This is a genomic window from Streptomyces sp. yr375 (assembly GCF_900110755.1).
Classification (GTDB): domain Bacteria; phylum Actinomycetota; class Actinomycetes; order Streptomycetales; family Streptomycetaceae; genus Streptomyces.
Genome location: NZ_FOFF01000005.1, coordinates 41,504 through 62,519, shown reverse-complemented (window position 1 = coordinate 62,519; position 21,016 = coordinate 41,504). Strand labels below are relative to the sequence as shown.

Here is a 21,016-nt window from a genome sequence, read left to right as displayed (position 1 = left end):
GTCATATGAACCCCGGGTGACGGTTCGCCCGGGGTTCAGGCGATAGTGGGGTACGTGACTGCTGTTCCGCACCCCCGATCCGCATCCGACACCGCCGCCCGGTCCGGCCGCCGGAGCCTCGCCCTCGCCCTGCTGTGCGGCGCGCTGGGCGCGGCCGTGGCCCTGCTGGCCACCCGGCAGCGCTGGTCGGCGGGCACGGCGACGGTGGCCGGCGGCGACTTCCCCCTGACCGCCAGGGGCAGCGACGTCACGGGCCTGCCCGCGGCGCTCGCCATAGTGGGCCTCGCCGCGCTCGTCGCCGTCTTCGCCGTCCGCCGGGCCGGCCGCTTCGCGGTCTCCGCCCTGCTCACGCTCTCCGGCGCCGGGATCATCGCCGCCGCCCTGCTCGGCGCCACCGACGGCAGCGCGCTCGACGAACAGGCCGCGAAGGCCTCCGGCGACACCTCGGCCACCGTGGCCTCCTTCACCCACACCGCATGGCCCTACGCGGCGGCGGCGGGCGGCGCCCTGATCCTCCTGGCCGGCCTCCTCGCCCTGCGCTACGGCCGCCAGTGGCCCGCCATGTCCGGCCGCTACGAACGCGACGGCACCCCGCGACCCCGGCGCGCCCCCAAGCCCGTCGACCCCGACCGGCCCGAGGACATGTGGAAGGCCCTGGACCGCGGCGAGGACCCGACGGGCACGGACCCGGCCTGACCGCCTCGCGGCCCGCGGTTCCCGATGTGGTGAATCAGACGCGAACGGATACCACCCCCGCGTCCGGTACGCGCGTGCGTACGGGACAATGGGCGACGAGCGTCCGGCTCGGACGGACACAGAGACAGCAATGAGGAGCAAGTCATGGCGGGCAGCAGCCACGGACACACCCCGGCCGCCTGGACCGGCGTCACCATCTGCACCATCGGGTTCATCGTCGCGGGCGTGTTCATGGTGATGGACGAGCCGCTCGGGTTCTGGGCCGGCATGGCGATCGTGCTCCTCTCCGGTGTGGTCGGCGCCGCGATGAGCGCGGCGGGCCTGGGCATGCCGAAGGACGCCCGCCCGGTGCACAAGACCGCGCCGGCGACCCGCGAGGCGGCCCCCGTCGAGGGCTGAGCCCACTGCGAGGCGTTCACGCACGCGCGCGTGCGTGAAGAGGGGCGGCCGGTGCACGACCGGCCGCCCCTTCACGCGCGCGTGCCACCCCGCCGGGGCACAATGCGAGGCGTGAACGCCGACAGCCGGAGCGCGACGTCAACGACCCTGGGACGACTCGCCGTGCCCGCCGGGATCCTCGCGGCCGTCGTCGGCGCCTTCGCCTACGTCGGGGCCGTCGACCCCAACGAGCCCGGCCACTACCCCGCCTGCCCGCTGCTGCGCTACACGGGCCTGTACTGCCCCGGCTGCGGCGGCCTGCGCAGCGCGCACGCGTTCGTGCACGGCGACTTCCGGACCGCCCTCCAGGACAACGCTCCGGCCGTCGCCGCCTATCTGGCATTCGCGGTGCTGTGGACCGTCTGGGTGGTCCGCGCGGCCCGCGGCCGTCCCGTGCGCGTCGACCTCACCTCGGTCCAGCTCTGGGCGCTGGGCGCGTCGCTGCTGGTCTTCACGGTCGTCCGGAACCTGCCGTTCGGCGGCTGGCTGCATCCTTGATCAACCGGCGAAACGTCCAGGTGGTGGGACCGCCGCCGACTGGATGTGAGGCCATCGCCTTCCTGCGGATACCATCGGAGTGACCATCGTTTTTCCACCGGTTGCCGGAAGGGGGCCGCTCGCGTGAGTGTGCTCGACGAGATCATCGACGGAGTCCGTGCCGACCTCGCGGAGCGGCAGGCGCGCGTCAGCCTCGAGGAGCTCAAGGAGCGCGCGGCGAAGACTCCCGCGGCCAAGGACGGCGTGGCCGCCCTGCGCGGTGACGGCGTCAAGGTCATCTGCGAGGTCAAGCGCTCCAGCCCGTCCAAGGGCGCGCTGGCCGCCATCGCCGACCCGGCCGGCCTGGCCGCCGACTACGAGGCGGGCGGCGCGGCCGTCATCTCCGTCCTCACCGAACAGCGCCGCTTCGGCGGCTCCCTGGCCGACCTCGAAGCGGTCCGCGCGCGGGTCGACATCCCCGTACTGCGCAAGGACTTCATCGTCACCTCGTACCAACTGTGGGAGGCCCGCGCGTACGGCGCCGACCTCGCGCTGCTGATCGTGGCGGCCCTCGAGCAGTCGGCCCTGGAGTCCCTCATCGAGCGGGCCGTTTCCATCGGCCTCACCCCGCTGGTCGAGGTCCACGACGAGGACGAGGTCGAGCGCGCCGTGGCCGCGGGCGCCAGGGTGATCGGCGTCAACGCGCGCAACCTGAAGACCCTCGAGGTCGACCGCGGCACCTTCGAGCGCGTCGCCCCCGAGATCCCGGCCGACATCGTCAAGATCGCCGAGTCCGGCGTCCGAGGCCCGCACGACCTCATCGCGTACGCCAACGCCGGCGCCGACGCCGTCCTGGTCGGCGAGTCCCTGGTGACGGGCCGCGACCCCAAGACGGCGGTCGCCGACCTGGTCGCGGCCGGCGAACACCCGGCCCTGCGCCACGGCCGCGGCTGACCGGCCGCTAGGCTGACCCCGATGACTCCGACGACCCCTGCGCCGATCACGGACCGGTACGCCCGCCTCGCGCGCGGCTGCCGCCCCCGTGGCTGCCGCGCGCCCGCCCGCCGGGTGCACGGCCGCAGGGTTCGGTACGTCATCGGAGACGAGCCGGGCCAGGTCAACGGACAGCGATGGCAACGCCCCTTCTTCTAGGGGCGCGGGGCTCTTTCTGACGCGCGGCTACTAGCCGCGCGGGCGCGACCGGCCACGTACGGCCTGAGGTCGTCCGACAAGCCCTGCCCCCACGGCGATTAGTGTTTTTCCACAACTCACCGTGAGGTTTCCGCATGCCCAGCGAGTTCTTCATCCCCGACCCCGAGGGTCAAGTCCCCACCGCCGAGGGCTACTTCGGCGCGTTCGGCGGCAAGTTCATCCCGGAGGCCCTCGTCGCCGCCGTGGACGAGGTGGCCGTCGAGTACGACAAGGCCAAGCACGACCCCGAGTTCGCCCGCGAACTGGACGACCTGCTCGTCCACTACACCGGCCGCCCCAGCTCCCTCACCGAGGTGCCCCGGTTCGCCGAACACGCCGGCGGCGCACGCGTCTTCCTCAAGCGCGAGGACCTCAACCACACCGGCTCCCACAAGATCAACAACGTGCTCGGCCAAGCGCTGCTCACCAAGCGCATGGGCAAGACGCGCGTGATCGCCGAGACCGGCGCCGGCCAGCACGGCGTGGCCACGGCCACCGCCTGCGCCCTCTTCGGGCTCGAGTGCACGATCTACATGGGCGAGATCGACACCCAGCGCCAGGCCCTGAACGTGGCCCGGATGCGCATGCTGGGCGCCGAGGTCGTGGCCGTGAAGTCCGGCAGCCGCACGCTGAAGGACGCCATCAACGAGGCCTTCCGCGACTGGGTCGCCAACGTCGACCGCACCCACTACCTCTTCGGCACGGTCGCCGGACCGCACCCCTTCCCGGCGATGGTCCGCGACTTCCACCGCGTCATCGGCGTCGAGGCCCGGCGCCAGATCCTGGAGCGCGCCGGGCGGCTGCCCGACGCGGCCGTCGCCTGCGTCGGCGGCGGCTCCAACGCCATCGGCCTCTTCCACGCCTTCATCCCGGACGCCGACGTGCGCCTGATCGGCTGCGAGCCGGCCGGGCACGGCGTCGAGACCGGCGAACACGCGGCGACCCTGACCGCGGGCGAGCCCGGCATCCTGCACGGCTCCCGCTCCTACGTCCTCCAGGACGACGAGGGCCAGATCACCGAGCCGTACTCCATCTCGGCGGGACTGGACTACCCGGGCATCGGCCCCGAGCACTCCTATCTCAAGGACACCGGCCGCGCCGAGTACCGCGCGGTCACCGACGACGCGGCCATGCAGGCGCTGCGCCTGCTGTCGCGCAGCGAGGGCATCATCCCGGCCATCGAGAGCGCGCACGCGCTGGCCGGCGCCCTGGAGGTCGGCAAGGAACTCGGCAAGGACGGGCTGATCATCGTCAACCTGTCCGGCCGCGGCGACAAGGACATGGACACCGCCGCCCGCTACTTCGGGCTGTACGACACCGACGCCGAGGTCGCCGCCAACGCGGCCGACACCGCCGAGATCGAGGGGGACGCGAAGTGAGCGGGAACATCCGGCTGCTGGCCGACACCCTCGCCGCCGCCAAGGCCGAGGACCGCTCCGCGCTCATCGCCTACCTCCCGGCCGGGTTCCCGACCGTGGCCGGCGGCATCGAGGCGATCAAGGCCGTCCTGGACGGCGGCGCGGACGTGGTCGAGGTCGGTCTGCCGCACAGCGACCCGGTCCTCGACGGCCCGGTCATCCAGACCGCCGACGACATCGCCCTGCGCGGCGGGGTGCGCATCGCGGACGTCATGCGCACGGTCCGCGAGGCCTACGAGGCCACCGGGAAGCCGATCCTCGTCATGACGTACTGGAACCCGATCGACCGCTACGGCGTCGAGCGCTTCACCGCCGAACTGGCCGAGGCGGGCGGGGCGGGCTGCATCCTGCCCGACCTGCCGGTGCAGGAGTCGGCGCTGTGGCGTGAGCACGCCGACAAGCACGGTCTGGCGACGGTCTTCGTCGTGGCGCCGAGCAGCAAGGACGCGCGGCTCGCCCAGATCACCGAGGCGGGCAGCGGCTTCGTCTACGCCGCCTCGCTGATGGGGGTCACCGGCACCCGTGCGTCGGTCGGCGCGCAGGCGCAGGACCTGGTCGAGCGGACCCGGGCCACCGGCACCGGCCTGCCCGTCTGCGTCGGCCTCGGCGTCTCCGACGCCACGCAGGCCGCCGAGGTGGCCGGCTTCGCCGACGGCGTGATCGTCGGCTCGGCCTTCGTCAAGCGGATGCTGGACGCGCCGGACGACGCGGCCGGCGTCGAGGCCGTGCGCGCGCTCGCGGCCGACCTGGCGAAGGGCGTGCGCCGACAGGCGTGACGGGAGGGCCGCTCACTCGAACGGGTGGACCTGGGACCGGGGAGGCGCAATGCGCCTCCCCGGTTCGTTCTGGGGGTGTGAGCGACAAGAATCGTGACGGAAAGCGCACCGCCCGGGAGCGGCTGGCGGCGGAGCGCGACAAGCAGAAGGCCGCCGAGCGGCGGCGCCGGAAGCTGATCGTGGTGTCGAGCGTCGTCTGCGTCCTGGGCCTGGCGGCGGTGATCGGCGTCGTCGCCGCGAACTCCGGCAAGGACGACGGCAGCAGTGACAAGGCGGGCCCGGTCGTGCCGCCTTTCGGGGCGAACGGCAAGGACACGCTGGCCATCCCCGTCGGCAAGGAGAGCGCCAAGTCCACGCTCACCGTGTGGGAGGACTTCCGCTGCCCGGCCTGCAAGGCCTTCGAGTCGGCGTACCGCCCCACGATCCAGGAGCTGACGGACGCCGGAAAGCTCAAGGTCGAATACCACCTGGCCACCCTCATCGACGGCAACATGGGCGGCACCGGCTCCCGCAACGCGGCGAACGCGGCGGCCTGCGCCCAGGACGCCGGACTGTTCCGCGCCTACCACGACGTGCTGTACGAGAACCAGCCGGTGGAGACGGACGACGCGTACGCCAAGAGCGCCAAACTCATGGAGCTGGCGGGCAAGGTCGACGGCCTGGTCACCTCCATGTTCCGCATCTGCGTGGAGGAGGGCACGCACAACGGCTGGGTCGAGAAGTCCAACCAGGCCTTCCAGAACGGCCACTTCGGCGGCACCCCGACCGTGCTGTTCAACGGCAAGAACATCTACGCGGACCAGTCGATGACCCCGGCGAAGCTTAAGCAGATGATCGAGGAGGCCGACAAAGGGTGACAAAGGGTGATTCCCTTTCACACCTTCCCGTTATGGAGCCGTAGCCGGGCTGCCCGCCGTCCGCCCGGTCCGGCAGGGTAGCGTCGAACCTGCTATGGAACTTGCCTACATCCCCAGCCCGTCGCACGGAGTGCTGTATCTCGGCCCCGTTCCGCTGCGCGGCTACGCGTTCTGCATCATCATCGGCGTCTTCGTCGGGGTCTGGCTCGGCAACCGGCGCTGGGTCGCCCGGGGCGGGCGGGCCGGCACGGTCGCCGACATCGCCGTCTGGGCGGTGCCCTTCGGGCTGGTCGGCGGTCGGCTCTACCACGTGATCACGGACTACGAGCTGTACTTCAGCGAGGGCCGTGACTGGGTGGACGCCTTCAAGGTCTGGCAGGGCGGCCTCGGCATCTGGGGCGCGATCGCGCTCGGCGCGGTGGGCGCGTGGATCGGCTGTCGCCGCCGGGGCATCGCCCTGCCCGCGTACGCCGACGCCATCGCGCCGGGCATCGCCCTCGCCCAGGCCATCGGCCGCTGGGGCAACTGGTTCAACCAGGAGCTGTACGGCAGGGAGACCGACGTCCCCTGGGCCCTGCACATCACGTCCTCGGTGGACGGCCGGGTGCCCGGCTACTACCACCCGACGTTCCTGTACGAGTCGCTGTGGTGCATCGGCGTCGCGCTCCTCGTCATGTGGGCCGACCGCCGCTTCAAGCTGGGTCACGGCCGGGCGTTCGCGCTGTACGTCGCCGCGTACTGCGCGGGCCGCGCGTGGATCGAGAACATGCGCGTCGACGACGCCCACCACATCCTGGGCCTGCGTCTGAACGTCTGGACCGCGCTGATCGTGTTCGTGCTCGCGGTGACGTACATCGTGATCTCGGCGATCAAGCGGCCGGGGCGTGAGGAGATCGTGGAGCCGGTCGTCCCCGAGGATGCCTCCGGCGGTGCGGCCGAGGCCGGTGCCGAGGCCGACGGTGAGGGCAAGTCGAAGGACGAGTCCAAGGATGTCGAGTCCAAGGACGCCGAGTCCAAGGACGCCGAGTCCAAGGATGTCGAGTCCAAGGATGTCGAGTCCAAGGACGAGAAGAAGGACGCGGCCAAGGACGAGTCCGCGGGTGAGGCGAAGGCCTCGGACGCCAAGGGCGACGCCGGCGACGAAGCCGAGACCGAAGTCAAGGCCGAGGTCAAGGGTGAGGCTGAGTCGGCGGGTAAGAAGAGCTGACGGTCGGCTGTACGACGACGGAGGGCGCCCGGGTTTGCCGGGCGCCCTCCGTCGTGTGGGGGAGTCAGGCCCTGCGGGGTGCCAGGGACAGGGTGCGTTGGGCTGTCGCCACCACCGCCGCGTCGATGAAGCGGCCGTCCGGGAGGGCCTGGGCGCCCTGGTCCCTCGCCGCGGCCTTGACGATCGTCTCGGCCTCTTCCAGTTCCTGTTCGGTGGGCAGGTAGGCCCGTTCGATGATCGGGAGCTGGCGGGGGTGGATGGCGGCGCGGCCCAGGAAGCCGAGGGTGCGGCCGTGGGCGCAGGTGGTGGCCAGGCCCGCCAGGTCGCGGATGTCGGGGTGCACCGACTGCGGCGGCGGCGCGAGGCCCGCGGCCCGGGCGGCGACGACGACCCGGGAGCGGGACCAGTCGAGGCCCGCGTCGTCGCGCAGGCCCAGGTCGGCGCGCAGGTCCGCCTCGCCGAGGGCGATGCCGCGCAGGGAGGGGTGGGCGCAGGCGATGGCGTAGGCGTGCTCGATGCCGAGGGCGGTTTCCAGGAGGGCGTGGAGGGGGGTGGCTCCACGGTCGGTCGGGGGCACGGTCTCGGCGACCCGGGTGATCTGGTGCGGGGACGTCACCTTCGGCAGGCGCAGGCCGCAGACGCCGGGGAGGGCGGCCATGGCGCGCAGGTCCGCCGCGGCGAAGGGGCTGTCCAGGGCGTTCACCCGGACGTGGACGGGCACCGGCTGGGGTTCGCAGAGGCGTTCGGCGGTGGCCGTGCGGGCGTACTCCTTGCGGTCCGGGGCGACCGCGTCCTCCAGGTCGATGATGACGACGTCGGCGCCGCAGGCGAGCGCCTTGGTGACGGTCTGCGGGCGGTCGCCGGGGGCGTACAGCCAGGTCAGCGGGGGTGTCGTCGCCGGTGTCGTCATAGGGCGCCCTCTTCGCGGAGGGACGTCAGCTCGGCCGGGGTCAGACCGAGTTCCGTCAGGACCGTGTCGGTGTCGGCGCCGTGCGGGCGGCCGCTCCAGCGGATCGCGCCGGGGGTCGAGGAGAGCCGGAAGAGGACGTTCTGCATGCGGATCCGGCCCAGTTCCGGGTCGTCGACCGCGGTGATCGTGTCGAGGGCCTGGTACTGGGGGTCGGTCATCACGTCCCGGACGTCCTGGACGGGGGCGATCGCCGCCTCCGCCTTCTCGAAGGCGGCCAGCACGTCGGCGCGGGTGCGGGCGGCGATCCAGGTGCCGACCGCCGCGTCGAGGACGTCGGCGTGGGCGGCCCGGTCGGCGCCCGTCGCGAACCAGGGCTCGTCGATCAGGTCGGGGCGGCCGACCAGGCGCAGCACGCGCTCCGCGACCGACTGCGCGGAGGTCGAGACGGCGACCCAGGTGCCGTCGGCGGTGCGGTAGGTGTTGCGCGGGGCGTTGTTGGCGGACCGGTTGCCGGTACGGGCCTGGACGTAGCCGAGCTGGTCGTACCAGAGGGGCTGGGGGCCGAGGACGGTGAGGATGGGCTCGATGATCGCCATGTCGACGACCTGGCCCTCGCCGGTGCGGTCGCGGGCGGCGAGCGCGGTCATGACGGCGTAGGCGGTGGCCAGGCCCGCGATGGAGTCGGCGAGGCCGAAGGGCGGGAGGGTCGGGGAGGCGTCCGGTTCGCCGGTGATCGCGGCGAAACCGCTCATCGCCTCGGCGAGGGTGCCGAAGCCGGGGCGGTGCGCGTAGGGGCCGAACTGGCCGAACGCGGTGACCCGGGCGAGGACCAGGCGCGGGTTGGCCGCCGACAGGTCCTCCCAGCCGAGATCCCATTTCTCCAGGGTGCCGGGCCGGAAGTTCTCGATGATCACGTCGGCGGTGGCGGCGAGACGCAGGAGGGTGGCGCGCCCGCCGGGCTTGGAGAGGTTCAGGGTGATGGTGCGCTTGTTGCGGCCGAGGAGCTTCCACCACAGGCCCACGCCGTCCTTGGACGGGCCGTGGCCCCGGGACGGGTCGGGCTGGGCGGGGTGCTCGACCTTGACGACCTCCGCGCCGAAGTCGCCGAGCATGGTCGCGGCGAGCGGACCGGCGAAGAGGGTGGCCAGGTCGAGGACCCGCACGCCGTGCAGGGGGCTGGTCCGCTCGGTCATGAGGCGTGCTGCTTGTCGATCTCGGAGCGGTACGGCATCGACGCGGAAGCGCCCGGCCGCTGCACCGAGAGGGCGGCTGCCGCGGCGGCCCAGGCCAGGGCCTCGGGTACCGGGCGGTCCTCGCCGAGGGCCACGGCGAGAGCGCCGACGAAGGTGTCGCCCGCGCCGGTCGAGTCGACGGCGGTGACCTGCGGGGCGGGGACGATGACGGGTTCGGCGCCGCGGGCCGCGTAGAGGCTGCCGGCCGCGCCCAGCGTGACGATCACCTGCGGGACGCTCGCCAGCAGGGCGGTGGCCGCCTCGCGCGGGTCGGTGCGGCCGGTGAGGGCGGTGGCCTCGTGCTCGTTGGGCACCAACAGGTCGACAGCGGCGAGGAGTTCGGGCGGGAGGGGCTGGGCGGGGGCCGGGGTGAGGATCGTCCGGACGCCGTGGGCGCGGGCCGCCCGGGCGCCGGCGACGACCGCCGCCAGGGGGACTTCGAGCTGGAGCAGGAGGACGTCGGCGGAGCCGATGAGGACTTCGTCGCCGGGGACGAGGTGGTCGACGGTGCCGTTCGCGCCGGGGACGACGACGATCGCGTTGCCGCCCTCGTCGTCGACGACGATGTGCGCGGTGCCGGAGGGGAACTCGACGGTGCGCAGGTGGTCGGTGTTCACGCCGGAGTGTTCGAGGGTGGAGCGCAGGTGGGAGCCGAAGGCGTCGTTGCCGACCGCGCCGATCAGCGAGACGGTGGCGCCCGCGTGGGCGGCGGCGGTCGCCTGGTTGGCGCCCTTGCCGCCGGGGATCGTACGGAACTCCCGTCCCGTCACGGTCTCCCCGCGCTGCGGGGGTTTCTCTACGTAGGCGACGAGGTCCATGTTCGTGCTGCCGAGCACGACGATGTCGGTCATGGGCGGGAAGCCTCCCGGTGGGTGAGGGACCAGGTCAGGTGGGCGAGGGTGTCGAAGCCGACGCCGTTCAGGTCGGCGACGGAGGTGGCCAGGCGGTTCTTGAGGGGGGCCGTCCAGCGGTCGGGGAGGGCGGCCGGGTCGCCGGCGAGGAGGCCGGCGACGCTGCCCGCCGTGGCGCCGTTGGAGTCGGTGTCCCAGCCGCCGGACACGGCACGGCAGACGGAGCCGGTGAAGTCGCCGTCGGCGTGGGTGAGGGCGGCGGCGATCAGGGCGGTGTTGGGGATCGCGTGGACCCAGTGGTAAGCCCGGTGGATGGCGTGGAGTTCGTCCACGACCGTGTCGAAGTCGGCGTGTTCCAGGGCCAGTTGGACCGCGTGGGTGACGGCCTTCGAGAGGCGTGAGCGGGGTGGGATCACGGTCAGACCGATGCGCAGGCAGGCGTGGACGTCGTGGGTGCCGGTCGTGGCCGCGGCGATGGTGGCCGCCGTGAACATCGCCGCGTAGACGCCGTTGGCGGTGTGGGTGAGGGTGGCGTCGCGGTGGGCCTGTTCGGCCGCCGCCGCCGGGTCGCCGGGGTGGGTCCAGCCGTGGACGTCGGCGCGGATGAGGGCGCCGATCCACTCGCGGAAGGGGTTGCGGTGGCGGGCGGTGTGCGGGGGTTCGAGGCCGGTGAGGAGGTTGCGCAGGGCGACGCGTTCGGCGGTGAAGGTGCGGCCCGCCGGGAGTTCGTCCAGCCAGAGCCGGGCGACGTCCGAGGTGGTGAAGTTCCTGCCGTGACGCTGGAGCAGGAGGAGGTTGAGGAGGGGGTAGTTGAGGTCGTCGTCCTCGGGCATGCCGTCGATGTTCTCGGCGAGGGAGGTGGTGGCCGAGCGGCGGTTCCAGGGGTGGGCCGCGAGGAGCGCCTCGGGGACGCCTCGGGCGGTGAAGTAGTCGGTCAGGGGCCAGTTTCCGGCGGCTTGGGCGAGGGCGCGGATGGCGTCCAGGGCAAGTTTCTCGACGGGCTTGCCGAGGAGGCAGCCGACGGCCCGGCCCAGCCAGGCCGCTTCCAGACGGGCCGGGGAGGTCTCCTGGGCGGGGGCGGGGGCGGGGGCGTCGGTGCCGGTCGGTGGGGTCGGCCAGTGGGGGCAGCGGGACCTGATCCGGTCCAGGTCCGTCGGCTCGTCGTCCGCCAACGCGCTGGGCAGGTCCGCCAGTTCGTCCAGGAGGTCGTCCGCGAGCAGACGCAGGTAGCGGGAGGCGGGCCCGGGGGAGGCGCCTGCCATGGGCGGGGCCTCGCAGCCGCCCGCCGCCTTCCAGCGGGCGGCGATCGCCCACGGCTCCCGGCCGTCCTGCGCGGCCTGGCGCAGTTCGTGGCCGAGGAGGTCCTCCGGCTGGACCCAGGTCAGTCGGAGCATCGCGGGCCTCCGAGGGCGGCGAACGCCCGCTCGTGGGTACGGCGGCGGCGCACGTCGCGGTCGAAGATCTCCCGGGTGACCTCGGCGAGTGCCGTCGCCGGCTGCCAGAGATCGAGGCGGCTGGCCTCGGCGACCCGCTTCGACCAGTCGTCCGGGACCGGCGAGCCCAGGGCGCCGGCCACCGCGCCCGCCATCGTCGCGATCGAGTCGCAGTCACGGCCGTAGTTGACGGAGCCCAGGACCGCCTGCCGGTAGTCGCCGCCCGCCACCAGCAACATGCCCAGCGCGACCGGGAGTTCCTCGATCGCGTGCAGGCGCGAGGGGCGGCGGGCGGCCAGGGACGGCCGACGGTAGTCGGGGCCCACCGTGTCGTACGGCGTCACCGCCTCCCGCAGCGGGGTCAGCGCGGACTCGAAGTCGGTGTGCCGGACGGCCTCTTCGCAGACCTTCTCGATCGCCTCGCGCGTGCCGTCCTTCGCCAGGGACAGACAGGTCGCCACCACCGACTCCGGGGTCGCCTCCGGCGCGCAGGCCGCCGCGACCGCCGCCGCGAAGACCCCGGCCGCCTCCCGGCCGTACGACGACTGGTGGGCGCCCGCGATGTCCAGCGCCTCGGCGTACGCGCCCGCCGGGTCGGCCGCGTTGACCAGGCCCACCGGGGCCATGTACATCGCCGCACCGCAGTTGACGATGTTGCCGACGCCGGCCTCGCGCGGGTCGGCATGGCCGTAGTGGAGTCTCGTCACCAGCCATTTCTCCGCCAGGAAGATCCGCTGCAGGGGGAGGGCCTCGGCCTCCAGCTCCGGGATCCAGCGGGGGGTCGTCATCAGGTCCGGGACCAGGTGGTCGGTGATCGCGTATGCGTCCAGGTGGTCGCGGACCGTGGCGTAGACCCTGATCAGCGCGTGCGTCATCAAGGTGTCGTCGGTGATGTGGCCGTCGCCCTTGTGGTACGGGGCGATGGGGCGGGCGGTGCGCCAGTCGTCGCCGTTCCAGGGGCCGACGATGCCGTGCACCCGGCCGCCGTGGCGTTCGAGGATCCGGTCGGGGGAGTAGCCCTCGACGGGGCCGCCGAGGGCGTCGCCCACGGCAGCTCCCACGAGGGCGCCGGTGATGCGTTCTTCTAGGGTTTGCTGGTTTCTTTCCTGTGCTGTGCTGCTTTTTCGTGCTTCGGGCGTCATGGCCCGAATCATCCTCCTGGTGGGGCCGGTTGTGTGGCTTCCAGGAGTTCGGCGAGTTCCACCAGGTCGGTGCCGGTGAGACGGGGGAGTACGCAGCCGGAGAGGGTGCGGCAACTGTCGCGCCACGCGGCGGGGATCGCCGCGCCGCCGCCCAACGCGCCCGTCAGCGCGCCCGCGAGGGCCGGGGCCGAGTCCGCGACCCGGGAGAGGCAGGCCGCCGCCGGTACCGCTTCGGCGATCCGGCCGCCGGACGCCGTCACCAGGGCCAGGGCCACCGGGACCGTCTCCGCCGCCGCGATGCCGTAGCTGTAGACGTGGTCGACGATCTGGTGTTCCAGGAGGGGAACGAGCGCGAAGGCGCTGTCGGCGTCGTGGGCCAGCTCGAGCGCGTGGCGGGCGTTGCGGCCGATCTCCGTGTGCTCGGGGAGTTCGGCGAGCGCCGCCGCCACGCAGGTCTCGGGGTCCGCGCCGACCAGGGCCAGCGAGACGGCCGCCGCCATCGCGCGGGCGCCGTGCACGCCGTCGCCGTCCTGGGAGTAGCGGGCGTCGAACTCGGCGAGGTCGGCGGCGAGTCGGGGGTCGCCGGGGTGGGCGACGGCGAGGACGCAGGCGCGTACGCAGGCCGCGTCGTCGAAGTAGTGGGGGTTGTCGTGGCCGGTGGCGGGGGGCCGCAGACCGGCGGCGAGGTTGCCGAGGCCGGCGCGGACGGAGATGCGGGCACGGAGGGGGAGGACGGCGGACTCGACCTCGGGGGCGCGGTCGGCTGCCGCCGCGACCTCGCTGGCGATCGCGTTCCAGGTGAGGTCGATCGCGGCGCGCATCCGGCGGGCCCTGCTGAGGTCGCCGAGGGCGCTGTCGTCGCCGGCCCGCAGCACCGCCTCGGCGGCGAAGGCCGCCCACTCGGCGTCGTCGGAGGGGCCGAGGCGGAGGGGTTGGGGGGGTTGGTTGAGGGCGATGGGGACGGGGAGGGTGGTGGTGGCGTTGTGTTCGGCGAAGGTGTCGAGTTCTCGGGTGAGGCGGCGGGTCCACTCGGGCATGCGGGCGGCGCGGTGGCGGGCTGCGGGCCAGCCGGCGGCGTCGCCTGCGGCCAGGCCCAGCAGCAGTCCTTCCACTCGGGTGCCCTGTAGGTGCGGGGCGTTGCCGACAGCGGCCTCGGCTTCGCCCTCGGCCGTTTTGTTCCCACCGGCACCACCCGTGCGGCTTTCGTCGTCGGGTGCGGGTGGCCCCTGTGGGGGGCGCCCGCCGTCGGCGGCTGCGGCTGCGGGTGGGTGGTCGGTGGTGCGGGGGGTGGTGTCGGTTGCGTTCAGGGTTGCCGTTGCCGTTGCTGCTCCGGTCGGGTCCTCTGCCCAGGGGCTCGGGGGGTTCACCGTCGTGCCTCCGCCTTTTCGGTGGTCGTCGTCAGGGCCGGGCGCATCGAGGTCGGGATCAGTTCGTCCGCGACCATGTCCTCGCCCCATTTGCCGCCCTCCTCGGGGACCAGGAGTTCGGCCACGTCCAGGACGTGGTGGCCGGCCATCGAGGGGAGGCAGGTGCCGCGGGCCGGGCCGATCGCGGACGACCACTCCGGTGGGATCGCAGTGACGCCCCGGGTCGCGCCGGCCAGGGCGCCCGCCACCGCCGCCGTCGTGTCCGCGTCGCGGCCCATGTTCACGGCGGTGAGGACGGCCTCGCGGAAGTCGCCGTCGGCCGCCGCGTAGGCGCCGAAGGCGAGGGCGACCGCTTCGGGGGCCAGGTCGGTCCAGGGGTAGCCGCCGATGACGACGGCGGAGCGCACCGCCCGTTCGCCCCGGTGGGCCACCGTCACCGCCCGGCGCAGGGAGCGTGCCGTCCAGGAGTCCTCGGGGATCACCGCCAGCGCCGAGGCCACCACCGCGATCGCCGGCGCGCCCGCCATCGCCGCCGCCACGCCCGCCGCGACCGCCTGGCCGCCGTAGATGCCCTCGCCGTCGTGGCTGACCGCGCCGTCGATGGCGACCAGCCGGGCCGCTTCCGCCGGGCGGCCCGCGGCGAAGACGCCGAAGGGGGCCGCGCGCATCGCCAGACCGTCGCTCCAGGCGTGCCGGTGCTGGGCCGAGATCGGCGCCGCCAGGCCCCGGCGGAGGTTCTCCAGGGTGCCGCGCTCGCTGAAACCGGCGCCGCGGAACGGGCCCTCGTCGAGGTCGGCGATCCACTGGTGCCAGGCCGCCTCCACGTGGGCCGGGGTGAGCGCGGAGCCGTGGCGGGCGAGGAGCAGGCCGGAGAAGATCGCGTACTCCGTGTCGTCCGTACCGGCCGGTGTCTCGCTGACGTAGCCCGTGATGCGGCCCCAGCGGGCGCGGATCTCGGACGGCTTCATGTTCTCGGCGGGTGCGCCGAGCGCGTCGCCCACGGCGAGGCCGAGCAGGGCGCCGCGGGCCCGTTCACGGATCGATGCCATGCACGGCCTCTCCTTCGGGGGTCCGCACCGGCGCGGAACCCTTTGCGGATGTGTCCCACCATCGGCGGTTGACCTCAGCCTCAAACCTCTCCATGTCACCCGGTCGACATCTGTGCAGAGCATCGATCGGATGAGCGGGTTAAGGGAAAGCCGCAGGTTAGCGCAGCCTTTCCTTTCTGGCGGGAGGGGATTCTCCGGCGTATGTTCAGGGTTGTCGAAAAGTGGAATCAGTCCAAACTTAGCTTTGCCTCAGCTATCTGAAGCTCCCCGGGGGGACCCGCATGGCCATCATCGAGACCGAAGCCGCGCTGCACGAGGCGCACCGTGACAACCACACGCACCGGGACGTCAACGGAGGCTGGCTGCGGCCCGCCGTGTTCGGGGCGATGGACGGCCTGGTCTCCAACCTCGCCCTGATGACCGGGGTGGCCGGCGGGGCGGTCGGGACGCAGGTCATCGTCGTCACCGGGCTCGCCGGTCTCGCCGCCGGGGCCTTCTCCATGGCCGCCGGTGAGTACACCTCCGTCGCCTCGCAGCGCGAACTCGTCGAGGCCGAGCTCGATGTCGAGCGCGGGGAGCTGCGCAGGCATCCGCAGGACGAGGAGGCCGAGCTGGCCGCGCTGTACGTGTCGCGGGGGGTCGAGCCCGCGCTGGCCCGGCAGGTCGCGCAGCAGCTCTCGCGCGATCCCGAACAGGCGCTGGAGATACACGCCCGTGAGGAGCTGGGCATCGATCCGTCGGACCTGCCCTCGCCACTGGTCGCCGCCGTGTCGAGCTTCGGGGCGTTCGCGCTGGGCGCGCTGCTGCCCGTCCTGCCGTATCTGCTGGGCGCCACCTCGCTGTGGCCGGCCGTGCTGCTGGCGCTGTGCGGGCTGTTCGGCTGCGGTGCGGTGGTGGCCCGGGTGACCGCGCGGACATGGTGGTTCAGCGGGCTGCGGCAGCTCGCGCTGGGGGCCGCGGCGGCGGGTGTGACGTACGCCCTGGGCGGTTTGTTCGGGACGGCCGTAGGATAGATCGGATGCTACTTATGCGTTGGGCCGTATAGGTAGCCGTTTCCGACTGGTTTCGGATCCTCGACCAGTGGGCATGAGCCGTAAGCGCTGTGGGCAATGAAGCCTGCGGCGCACTCGCGGGGTGAACGACGCCGCTCTTCCCGCCTTCCGGACCGCCGGACACCGATCTGATCGATCTCGTTCCGTCCGGTCCCCACATACTTTCAGCCACGTGCGGGACACCTGTGTCGCCAGCCGTGGCGTCCGCATGTTGGAACGGAGCATCCGGTTCCCGAGAACCGTTCCATCATGTAACCTGCACGAAATTTTGCAGTCACGCAGAGGGCCAACGTCGTCCCTTCGCACGCAAGCATTTGCCACTAGAGACGACGACGGGAGAGCCGATGCGTACGCCGCGCCAGCCGTCCCAGCATTCCGCGAATGGCCAGAACTGGTCTTTCATGGATGCTCGCCCTGCTGCGCAGGGTATGTACGACCCCCGCAACGAGCACGACGCCTGTGGCGTCGGCTTCGTGGCCAACCTCACCGGTGAGGCGAGCCACACGCTGGTCGAGCAGGCGCTCACCGTTCTGCGCAACCTCGAACACCGTGGCGCCACCGGCTCCGAGCCGGACTCCGGCGACGGCGCGGGCATCCTCACCCAGGTCCCCGACGCCTTCTTCCGCGAGGTGACCGGTTTCGAGCTGCCCGAGGCCGGCGGTTACGCCGCCGGCATCGCCTTCCTCCCCGAGGACGGCATGCGGGACGCCGTCTCACAGATCGAGACGATCGCCGCCGACGAGGGCCTCACCGTCCTCGGCTGGCGCGAGGTCCCGGTCGCCCCCGGCCTGCTCGGCGCCACCGCCCGCTCCACGATGCCGGCCTTCCGCCAGATCTTCGTGACGGACCACGCCAGCACCGGCATCGACCTCGACCGCAAGGCGTTCGTGCTGCGCAAGCGCGCCGAGCGCGAGGCCGGCGTCTACTTCCCGTCGCTGTCCGCGCGGACGATCGTCTACAAGGGCATGCTGACCACCGGCCAGCTCGAACCCTTCTTCCCGGACCTGTCCGACCGCCGCTTCGCCTCGGCCGTGTCGCTCGTCCACTCGCGCTTCTCGACGAACACCTTCCCGTCGTGGCCGCTCGCCCACCCGTACCGCTTCGTCGCCCACAACGGTGAGATCAACACCGTCAAGGGCAACCGCAACTGGATGCGCGCCCGCGAGTCGCAGCTCGTCTCCGACCTGTTCGGCTCCGGCGAGAAGGGCATCGAGCGGATCTTCCCGGTGTGCACGCCGGACGCCTCCGACTCCGCGTCCTTCGACGAGGTGCTCGAACTGCTGCACCTCGGCGGCCGTTCGCTGCCGCACTCCGTGCTGATGATGATCCCGGAGGCGTGGGAGAACCACGACTCCATGGACCCGGCCCGCCGCGCCTTCTACGAGTTCCACTCCACGATGATGGAGCCCTGGGACGGCCCGGCCTGCGTCACCTTCACCGACGGCGTCCAGGTCGGCGCCGTGCTCGACCGCAACGGCCTGCGCCCCGGCCGCTACTGGGTCACCGACGACGGCCTCGTCGTCCTCGGCTCCGAGGTCGGCGTCCTGGACATCGACCCCGCGAAGGTCGTCCGCAAGGGCCGCCTGCAGCCCGGCAAGATGTTCCTCGTCGACACCGCCGAGCACCGCATCATCGAGGACGACGAGATCAAGGCGGCCCTCGCCGCCGAGAAGCCCTACGCCGAGTGGCTCGAGGCCGGCGAGATCGAACTCGTCGACCTGCCCGAGCGCGAGCACATCGTGCACACCCACGCCTCGGTCACCCGCCGCCAGCAGACCTTCGGCTACACCGAGGAAGAGCTGCGCGTCCTGCTCGCGCCGATGGCCAAGTCGGCCGCCGAGCCGATCGGTTCGATGGGCACCGACTCGCCGATCGCCGCGCTCTCCGCGCGCCCCCGGCTGCTCTTCGACTACTTCACCCAACTGTTCGCGCAGGTCACCAACCCGCCGCTGGACGCGATCCGCGAGGAGCTGGTCACCTCCCTGCGCTCCTCCCTCGGCCCGCAGGGCAACCTGCTCGAGCCGAGCGCCTCGTCCTGCCGGACGGTCACCCTGCCGTTCCCGGTCATCGACAACGACGAGCTGGCCAAGCTCATCCACATCAACGCCGACGGCGACATGCCCGGCTTCAAGGCCGCGACGCTCTCCGGTCTCTACCGGGTGCACGGCGGCGGCGAGGCCCTCGCCGCGCGCCTCGAGGAGATCTGCGCCGAGACCGACGCCGCCATCGACAACGGCGCCCGGCTCATCGTCCTGTCCGACCGGCACTCCGACGCCGAGCACGCGCCGATCCCGTCGCTGCTGCTCACCGCGGCCGTCCACCACCACCTCATCCGCACCAAGCAGCGCACCGAGGTGGGCCTGCTGGTCGAGGCCGGCGACGTCCGCGAGGTCCACCACGTGGCCCTGCTGATCGGCTTCGGCGCCGCCGCCGTCAACCCGTACCTGGCGATGGAGTCGGCGGAGGACCTGCTGCGCGCGGGCACCTTCATCAGCGGCCTGGAGCCCGAGCAGGCGATCCGCAACCTGATCTACGCGCTCGGCAAGGGCGTCCTGAAGGTCATGTCCAAGATGGGCATCTCCACGGTCGCCTCCTACCGCGGCGCCCAGGTCTTCGAGGCCGTCGGCCTCGACGACGCCTTCGTCGAGAAGTACTTCAACGGCACCGCCACCAAGATCGGCGGCGTCGGCATCGACGTCATCGCCAAGGAGGTCGCCGCCCGCCACGCCAAGGCGTACCCGGCCAGCGGCATCGCGCCCGCGCACCGCGCCCTGGAGATAGGCGGCGAGTACCAGTGGCGCCGCGAGGGCGAGCCGCACCTGTTCGACCCGGAGACCGTCTTCCGCCTCCAGCACTCGACGCGCACGGCCCGCTACGACATCTTCAAGAAGTACACGGACCGCGTGAACGAGCAGTCCGAGCGCCTCATGACGCTGCGCGGCCTGTTCGGCTTCGACTCCGGCCGCGCGTCGATCTCCATCGACGAGGTCGAGCCGGTCTCCGAGATCGTCAAGCGCTTCTCCACCGGCGCCATGTCGTACGGCTCCATCTCCCTGGAGGCGCACGAGACCCTCGCCATCGCCATGAACCAGTTGGGCGGCAAGTCCAACACCGGTGAGGGCGGCGAGGACGCGGACCGGCTGTACGACCCGGCCCGGCGCAGCGCCATCAAGCAGGTCGCCTCCGGCCGCTTCGGCGTCACGTCCGAGTACCTGGTCAACGCGGACGACATCCAGATCAAGATGGCCCAGGGCGCCAAGCCCGGCGAGGGCGGCCAACTGCCCGGCCACAAGGTGTACCCGTGGGTCGCCAAGACCCGGCACTCCACCCCGGGCGTGGGCCTCATCTCCCCGCCGCCGCACCACGACATCTACTCCATCGAGGACCTCGCCCAGCTCATCCACGACCTGAAGAACGCGAACCCGCAGGCGCGGATCCACGTGAAGCTGGTCTCGGAGGTCGGCGTCGGCACGGTCGCCGCGGGCGTGTCGAAGGCGCACGCGGACGTCGTGCTCATCTCCGGCCACGACGGCGGCACCGGCGCGTCCCCGCTCACGAGCCTGAAGCACGCGGGCGGCCCCTGGGAGCTCGGTCTCGCCGAGACCCAGCAGACGCTGCTGCTCAACGGCCTGCGCGACCGCATCGTCGTGCAGACCGACGGCCAGCTCAAGACCGGCCGCGACGTGGTCATCGCCGCGTTGCTGGGCGCCGAGGAGTTCGGTTTCGCGACCGCGCCGCTCGTCGTCTCCGGCTGCGTCATGATGCGCGTCTGCCACCTGGACACCTGCCCCGTCGGCATCGCCACCCAGAACCCGGTGCTGCGCGACCGGTTCGCCGGCAAGGCCGAGTACGTCGTGAACTTCTTCAAGTTCATCGCCGAAGAGGTCCGCGAGCTGCTGGCCGAGCTGGGCTTCCGCTCGATCGAGGAGGCCGTCGGCCACGCCGAGGTCCTCGACGTCGAGCGCGCCGTCGACCACTGGAAGGCGCAGGGCCTCAACCTGGCCCCCCTCTTCCACGTGCCCGAACTGCCCGAGGGCGCGGCCCTGCACCAGGTCATCGAGCAGGACCACGGCCTGGAGAAGGCGCTCGACAACGAGCTGATCAAGCTCGCCGCCGACGCCCTGGCCGCGGACTCCCAGGCCGACGCCCAGCCGGTGCGCGCCCAGGTCGCCATCCGCAACATCAACCGCACGGTCGGCACCATGCTCGGCCACGAGGTGACGAAGAAGTTCGGCGGTGCGGGCCTGCCCGACGACACCATCGACATCACCTTCACCGGCTCCGCGGGCCAGTCCTTCGGCGCGTTCCTGCCGCGCGGTGTCACGCTGCGCCTGGAGGGCGACGCCAACGACTACGTCGGCAAGGGCCTCTCCGGCGGCCGGGTCGTCGTCCGCCCGGACCGCGGCGCCGACCACCTCGCCGAGTTCTCCACCATCGCGGGCAACACCATCGCCTACGGCGCGACCGGCGGCGAGCTGTTCCTGCGCGGGCGGACCGGTGAGCGGTTCTGCGTCCGCAACTCGGGTGCGACGGTCGTCTCGGAGGGCGTGGGCGACCACGGCTGCGAGTACATGACCGGTGGCCGCGCGGTGGTCCTCGGCGAGACGGGCCGTAACTTCGCGGCCGGCATGTCCGGCGGCGTCGCCTACGTGATCGACCTGAACCGCGACAACGTCAACTCCGGCAACCTGGACGCCGTCGAGGCGCTCGACGACACCGACAAGCAGTGGCTGCACGACGTGGTGCGCCGGCACGCCGAGGAGACCGCCTCGACGGTCGCCGGGAAGCTGCTCGCCGACTGGGACGCCGCCGTGGAGCGCTTCAGCAAGATCATCCCCCGCACGTACAAGGCAGTGCTCGCCGCCAAGGACGCCGCCGAGCAGGCTTGACTTTCTGAGTCGGAGATCACCGAGAAGATGA

17 protein-coding genes and 1 pseudogene are annotated in these 21,016 nt (G+C 72.4%); 11 read left to right on the top strand and 7 right to left on the bottom strand.

The window, feature by feature from the left end:
- Window positions 1-45 precede the first annotated feature (45 nt).
- The 9 genes and pseudogenes from BMZ82_RS07700 to lgt all read left to right on the top strand — a co-directional run.
- Window positions 46-696: a TIGR02234 family membrane protein gene (locus BMZ82_RS07700; protein ID WP_093773089.1), complete on the top strand. Its 651-nt coding sequence runs from the start codon at window positions 46-48 to the stop codon at window positions 694-696.
- A 144-nt stretch (window positions 697-840) separates the two neighbouring features.
- Window positions 841-1,095, top strand: coding sequence for an HGxxPAAW family protein (locus tag BMZ82_RS07695; protein WP_093773087.1), 255 nt, complete (start codon window positions 841-843; stop codon window positions 1,093-1,095).
- Window positions 1,096-1,197: 102 nt separating this feature from the next.
- On the top strand, window positions 1,198-1,632 hold the full coding sequence (locus tag BMZ82_RS07690) for a DUF2752 domain-containing protein (RefSeq protein WP_093773085.1): 435 nt from the start codon (window positions 1,198-1,200) through the stop codon (window positions 1,630-1,632).
- A gap of 123 nt (window positions 1,633-1,755) precedes the next feature.
- Window positions 1,756-2,565 (top strand): indole-3-glycerol phosphate synthase TrpC, encoded by an 810-nt coding sequence (gene trpC, locus BMZ82_RS07685; protein ID WP_093773083.1) that lies wholly within the window; start codon window positions 1,756-1,758, stop codon window positions 2,563-2,565.
- A 21-nt stretch (window positions 2,566-2,586) separates the two neighbouring features.
- Window positions 2,587-2,763 carry a tryptophan biosynthesis modulator TrpM gene (trpM, locus tag BMZ82_RS40595; RefSeq protein WP_177244421.1) on the top strand — a complete coding sequence of 59 codons (177 nt, stop codon included), beginning with the start codon at window positions 2,587-2,589 and terminating at the stop codon, window positions 2,761-2,763.
- Window positions 2,764-2,897: 134 nt separating this feature from the next.
- Window positions 2,898-4,181: a tryptophan synthase subunit beta gene (gene trpB / locus BMZ82_RS07680; RefSeq protein ID WP_093773081.1), complete on the top strand. Its 1,284-nt coding sequence runs from the start codon at window positions 2,898-2,900 to the stop codon at window positions 4,179-4,181.
- Entirely contained in the window at window positions 4,178-4,996 is an 819-nt protein-coding gene (gene trpA, locus BMZ82_RS07675; protein ID WP_093773079.1) for a tryptophan synthase subunit alpha, read from the top strand. The genes trpB and trpA overlap by 4 nt, the downstream gene beginning before the upstream one ends.
- Before the next feature lie 77 nt (window positions 4,997-5,073).
- Window positions 5,074-5,853 carry a thioredoxin domain-containing protein gene (locus BMZ82_RS07670; protein ID WP_093773077.1) on the top strand — a complete coding sequence of 260 codons (780 nt, stop codon included), beginning with the start codon at window positions 5,074-5,076 and terminating at the stop codon, window positions 5,851-5,853.
- A gap of 94 nt (window positions 5,854-5,947) precedes the next feature.
- Window positions 5,948-6,757, top strand: a pseudogene (gene lgt / locus BMZ82_RS07665) (prolipoprotein diacylglyceryl transferase); the annotation flags it as partial.
- 367 nt (window positions 6,758-7,124) lie between these two features.
- Here lgt and BMZ82_RS07660 read toward each other — a convergent pair.
- Genes BMZ82_RS07660 through BMZ82_RS07630 form a run of 7 tightly spaced genes read right to left on the bottom strand, consistent with a single transcriptional unit; the run spans window position 7,125 to window position 15,044 of the window.
- The gene (locus tag BMZ82_RS07660; protein ID WP_093773073.1) at window positions 7,125-7,970 is read right to left on the bottom strand and encodes an HpcH/HpaI aldolase/citrate lyase family protein; all 846 of its coding nucleotides are present in this window, start codon (window positions 7,968-7,970) and stop codon (window positions 7,125-7,127) included.
- Window positions 7,967-9,163 (bottom strand): CaiB/BaiF CoA transferase family protein, encoded by a 1,197-nt coding sequence (locus BMZ82_RS07655; protein WP_093773071.1) that lies wholly within the window; start codon window positions 9,161-9,163, stop codon window positions 7,967-7,969. Before BMZ82_RS07655 ends, BMZ82_RS07660 begins: the two co-directional genes overlap by 4 nt.
- Window positions 9,160-10,053, bottom strand: a complete 894-nt coding sequence (gene rbsK / locus BMZ82_RS07650; RefSeq protein WP_093773069.1) for a ribokinase — start codon at window positions 10,051-10,053, stop codon at window positions 9,160-9,162. Before rbsK ends, BMZ82_RS07655 begins: the two co-directional genes overlap by 4 nt.
- Window positions 10,050-11,447 carry an ADP-ribosylglycohydrolase family protein gene (locus BMZ82_RS07645; RefSeq protein ID WP_093773067.1) on the bottom strand — a complete coding sequence of 466 codons (1,398 nt, stop codon included), beginning with the start codon at window positions 11,445-11,447 and terminating at the stop codon, window positions 10,050-10,052. The genes rbsK and BMZ82_RS07645 overlap by 4 nt, the downstream gene beginning before the upstream one ends.
- The gene (locus BMZ82_RS07640; protein WP_093773065.1) at window positions 11,435-12,628 is read right to left on the bottom strand and encodes an ADP-ribosylglycohydrolase family protein; all 1,194 of its coding nucleotides are present in this window, start codon (window positions 12,626-12,628) and stop codon (window positions 11,435-11,437) included. The genes BMZ82_RS07645 and BMZ82_RS07640 overlap by 13 nt, the downstream gene beginning before the upstream one ends.
- 8 nt (window positions 12,629-12,636) lie before the next feature.
- Window positions 12,637-13,995 carry an ADP-ribosylglycohydrolase family protein gene (locus tag BMZ82_RS07635; RefSeq protein WP_371271170.1) on the bottom strand — a complete coding sequence of 453 codons (1,359 nt, stop codon included), beginning with the start codon at window positions 13,993-13,995 and terminating at the stop codon, window positions 12,637-12,639.
- Entirely contained in the window at window positions 13,992-15,044 is a 1,053-nt protein-coding gene (locus tag BMZ82_RS07630; RefSeq protein WP_093773061.1) for an ADP-ribosylglycohydrolase family protein, read from the bottom strand. Before BMZ82_RS07630 ends, BMZ82_RS07635 begins: the two co-directional genes overlap by 4 nt.
- A 281-nt stretch (window positions 15,045-15,325) precedes the next feature.
- Here BMZ82_RS07630 and BMZ82_RS07625 point away from each other — a divergent pair, with 281 nt between their 5' ends.
- Window positions 15,326-16,057 (top strand): VIT1/CCC1 transporter family protein, encoded by a 732-nt coding sequence (locus BMZ82_RS07625; protein WP_093773059.1) that lies wholly within the window; start codon window positions 15,326-15,328, stop codon window positions 16,055-16,057.
- A gap of 383 nt (window positions 16,058-16,440) precedes the next feature.
- Window positions 16,441-20,985, top strand: coding sequence for a glutamate synthase large subunit (gene gltB, locus BMZ82_RS07620; protein ID WP_093773057.1), 4,545 nt, complete (start codon window positions 16,441-16,443; stop codon window positions 20,983-20,985).
- Window positions 20,986-21,016: the final 31 nt, after the last annotated feature.

Excerpts from the sequence above, each read along its gene's own strand:
- BMZ82_RS07625 (WP_093773059.1), top strand. The coding sequence starts at position 15,326 with ATGGCCATCATCGAGACCGAAGCCGCGCTGCACGAGGCGCACCGTGAC.
- trpB (WP_093773081.1), top strand. The coding sequence starts at position 2,898 with ATGCCCAGCGAGTTCTTCATCCCCGACCCCGAGGGTCAAGTCCCCACC.
- gltB (WP_093773057.1), top strand. The coding sequence starts at position 16,441 with ATGCGTACGCCGCGCCAGCCGTCCCAGCATTCCGCGAATGGCCAGAAC.
- rbsK (WP_093773069.1), bottom strand. The coding sequence starts at position 10,053 with ATGACCGACATCGTCGTGCTCGGCAGCACGAACATGGACCTCGTCGCC.
- BMZ82_RS07640 (WP_093773065.1), bottom strand. The coding sequence starts at position 12,628 with ATGACGCCCGAAGCACGAAAAAGCAGCACAGCACAGGAAAGAAACCAG.
- BMZ82_RS07655 (WP_093773071.1), bottom strand. The coding sequence starts at position 9,163 with ATGACCGAGCGGACCAGCCCCCTGCACGGCGTGCGGGTCCTCGACCTG.
- BMZ82_RS07645 (WP_093773067.1), bottom strand. The coding sequence starts at position 11,447 with ATGCTCCGACTGACCTGGGTCCAGCCGGAGGACCTCCTCGGCCACGAA.
- BMZ82_RS07660 (WP_093773073.1), bottom strand. The coding sequence starts at position 7,970 with ATGACGACACCGGCGACGACACCCCCGCTGACCTGGCTGTACGCCCCC.
- BMZ82_RS07690 (WP_093773085.1), top strand. The coding sequence starts at position 1,198 with ATGCGAGGCGTGAACGCCGACAGCCGGAGCGCGACGTCAACGACCCTG.
- BMZ82_RS07695 (WP_093773087.1), top strand. The coding sequence starts at position 841 with ATGGCGGGCAGCAGCCACGGACACACCCCGGCCGCCTGGACCGGCGTC.
- BMZ82_RS07630 (WP_093773061.1), bottom strand. The coding sequence starts at position 15,044 with ATGGCATCGATCCGTGAACGGGCCCGCGGCGCCCTGCTCGGCCTCGCC.
- trpM (WP_177244421.1), top strand. The coding sequence starts at position 2,587 with ATGACTCCGACGACCCCTGCGCCGATCACGGACCGGTACGCCCGCCTC.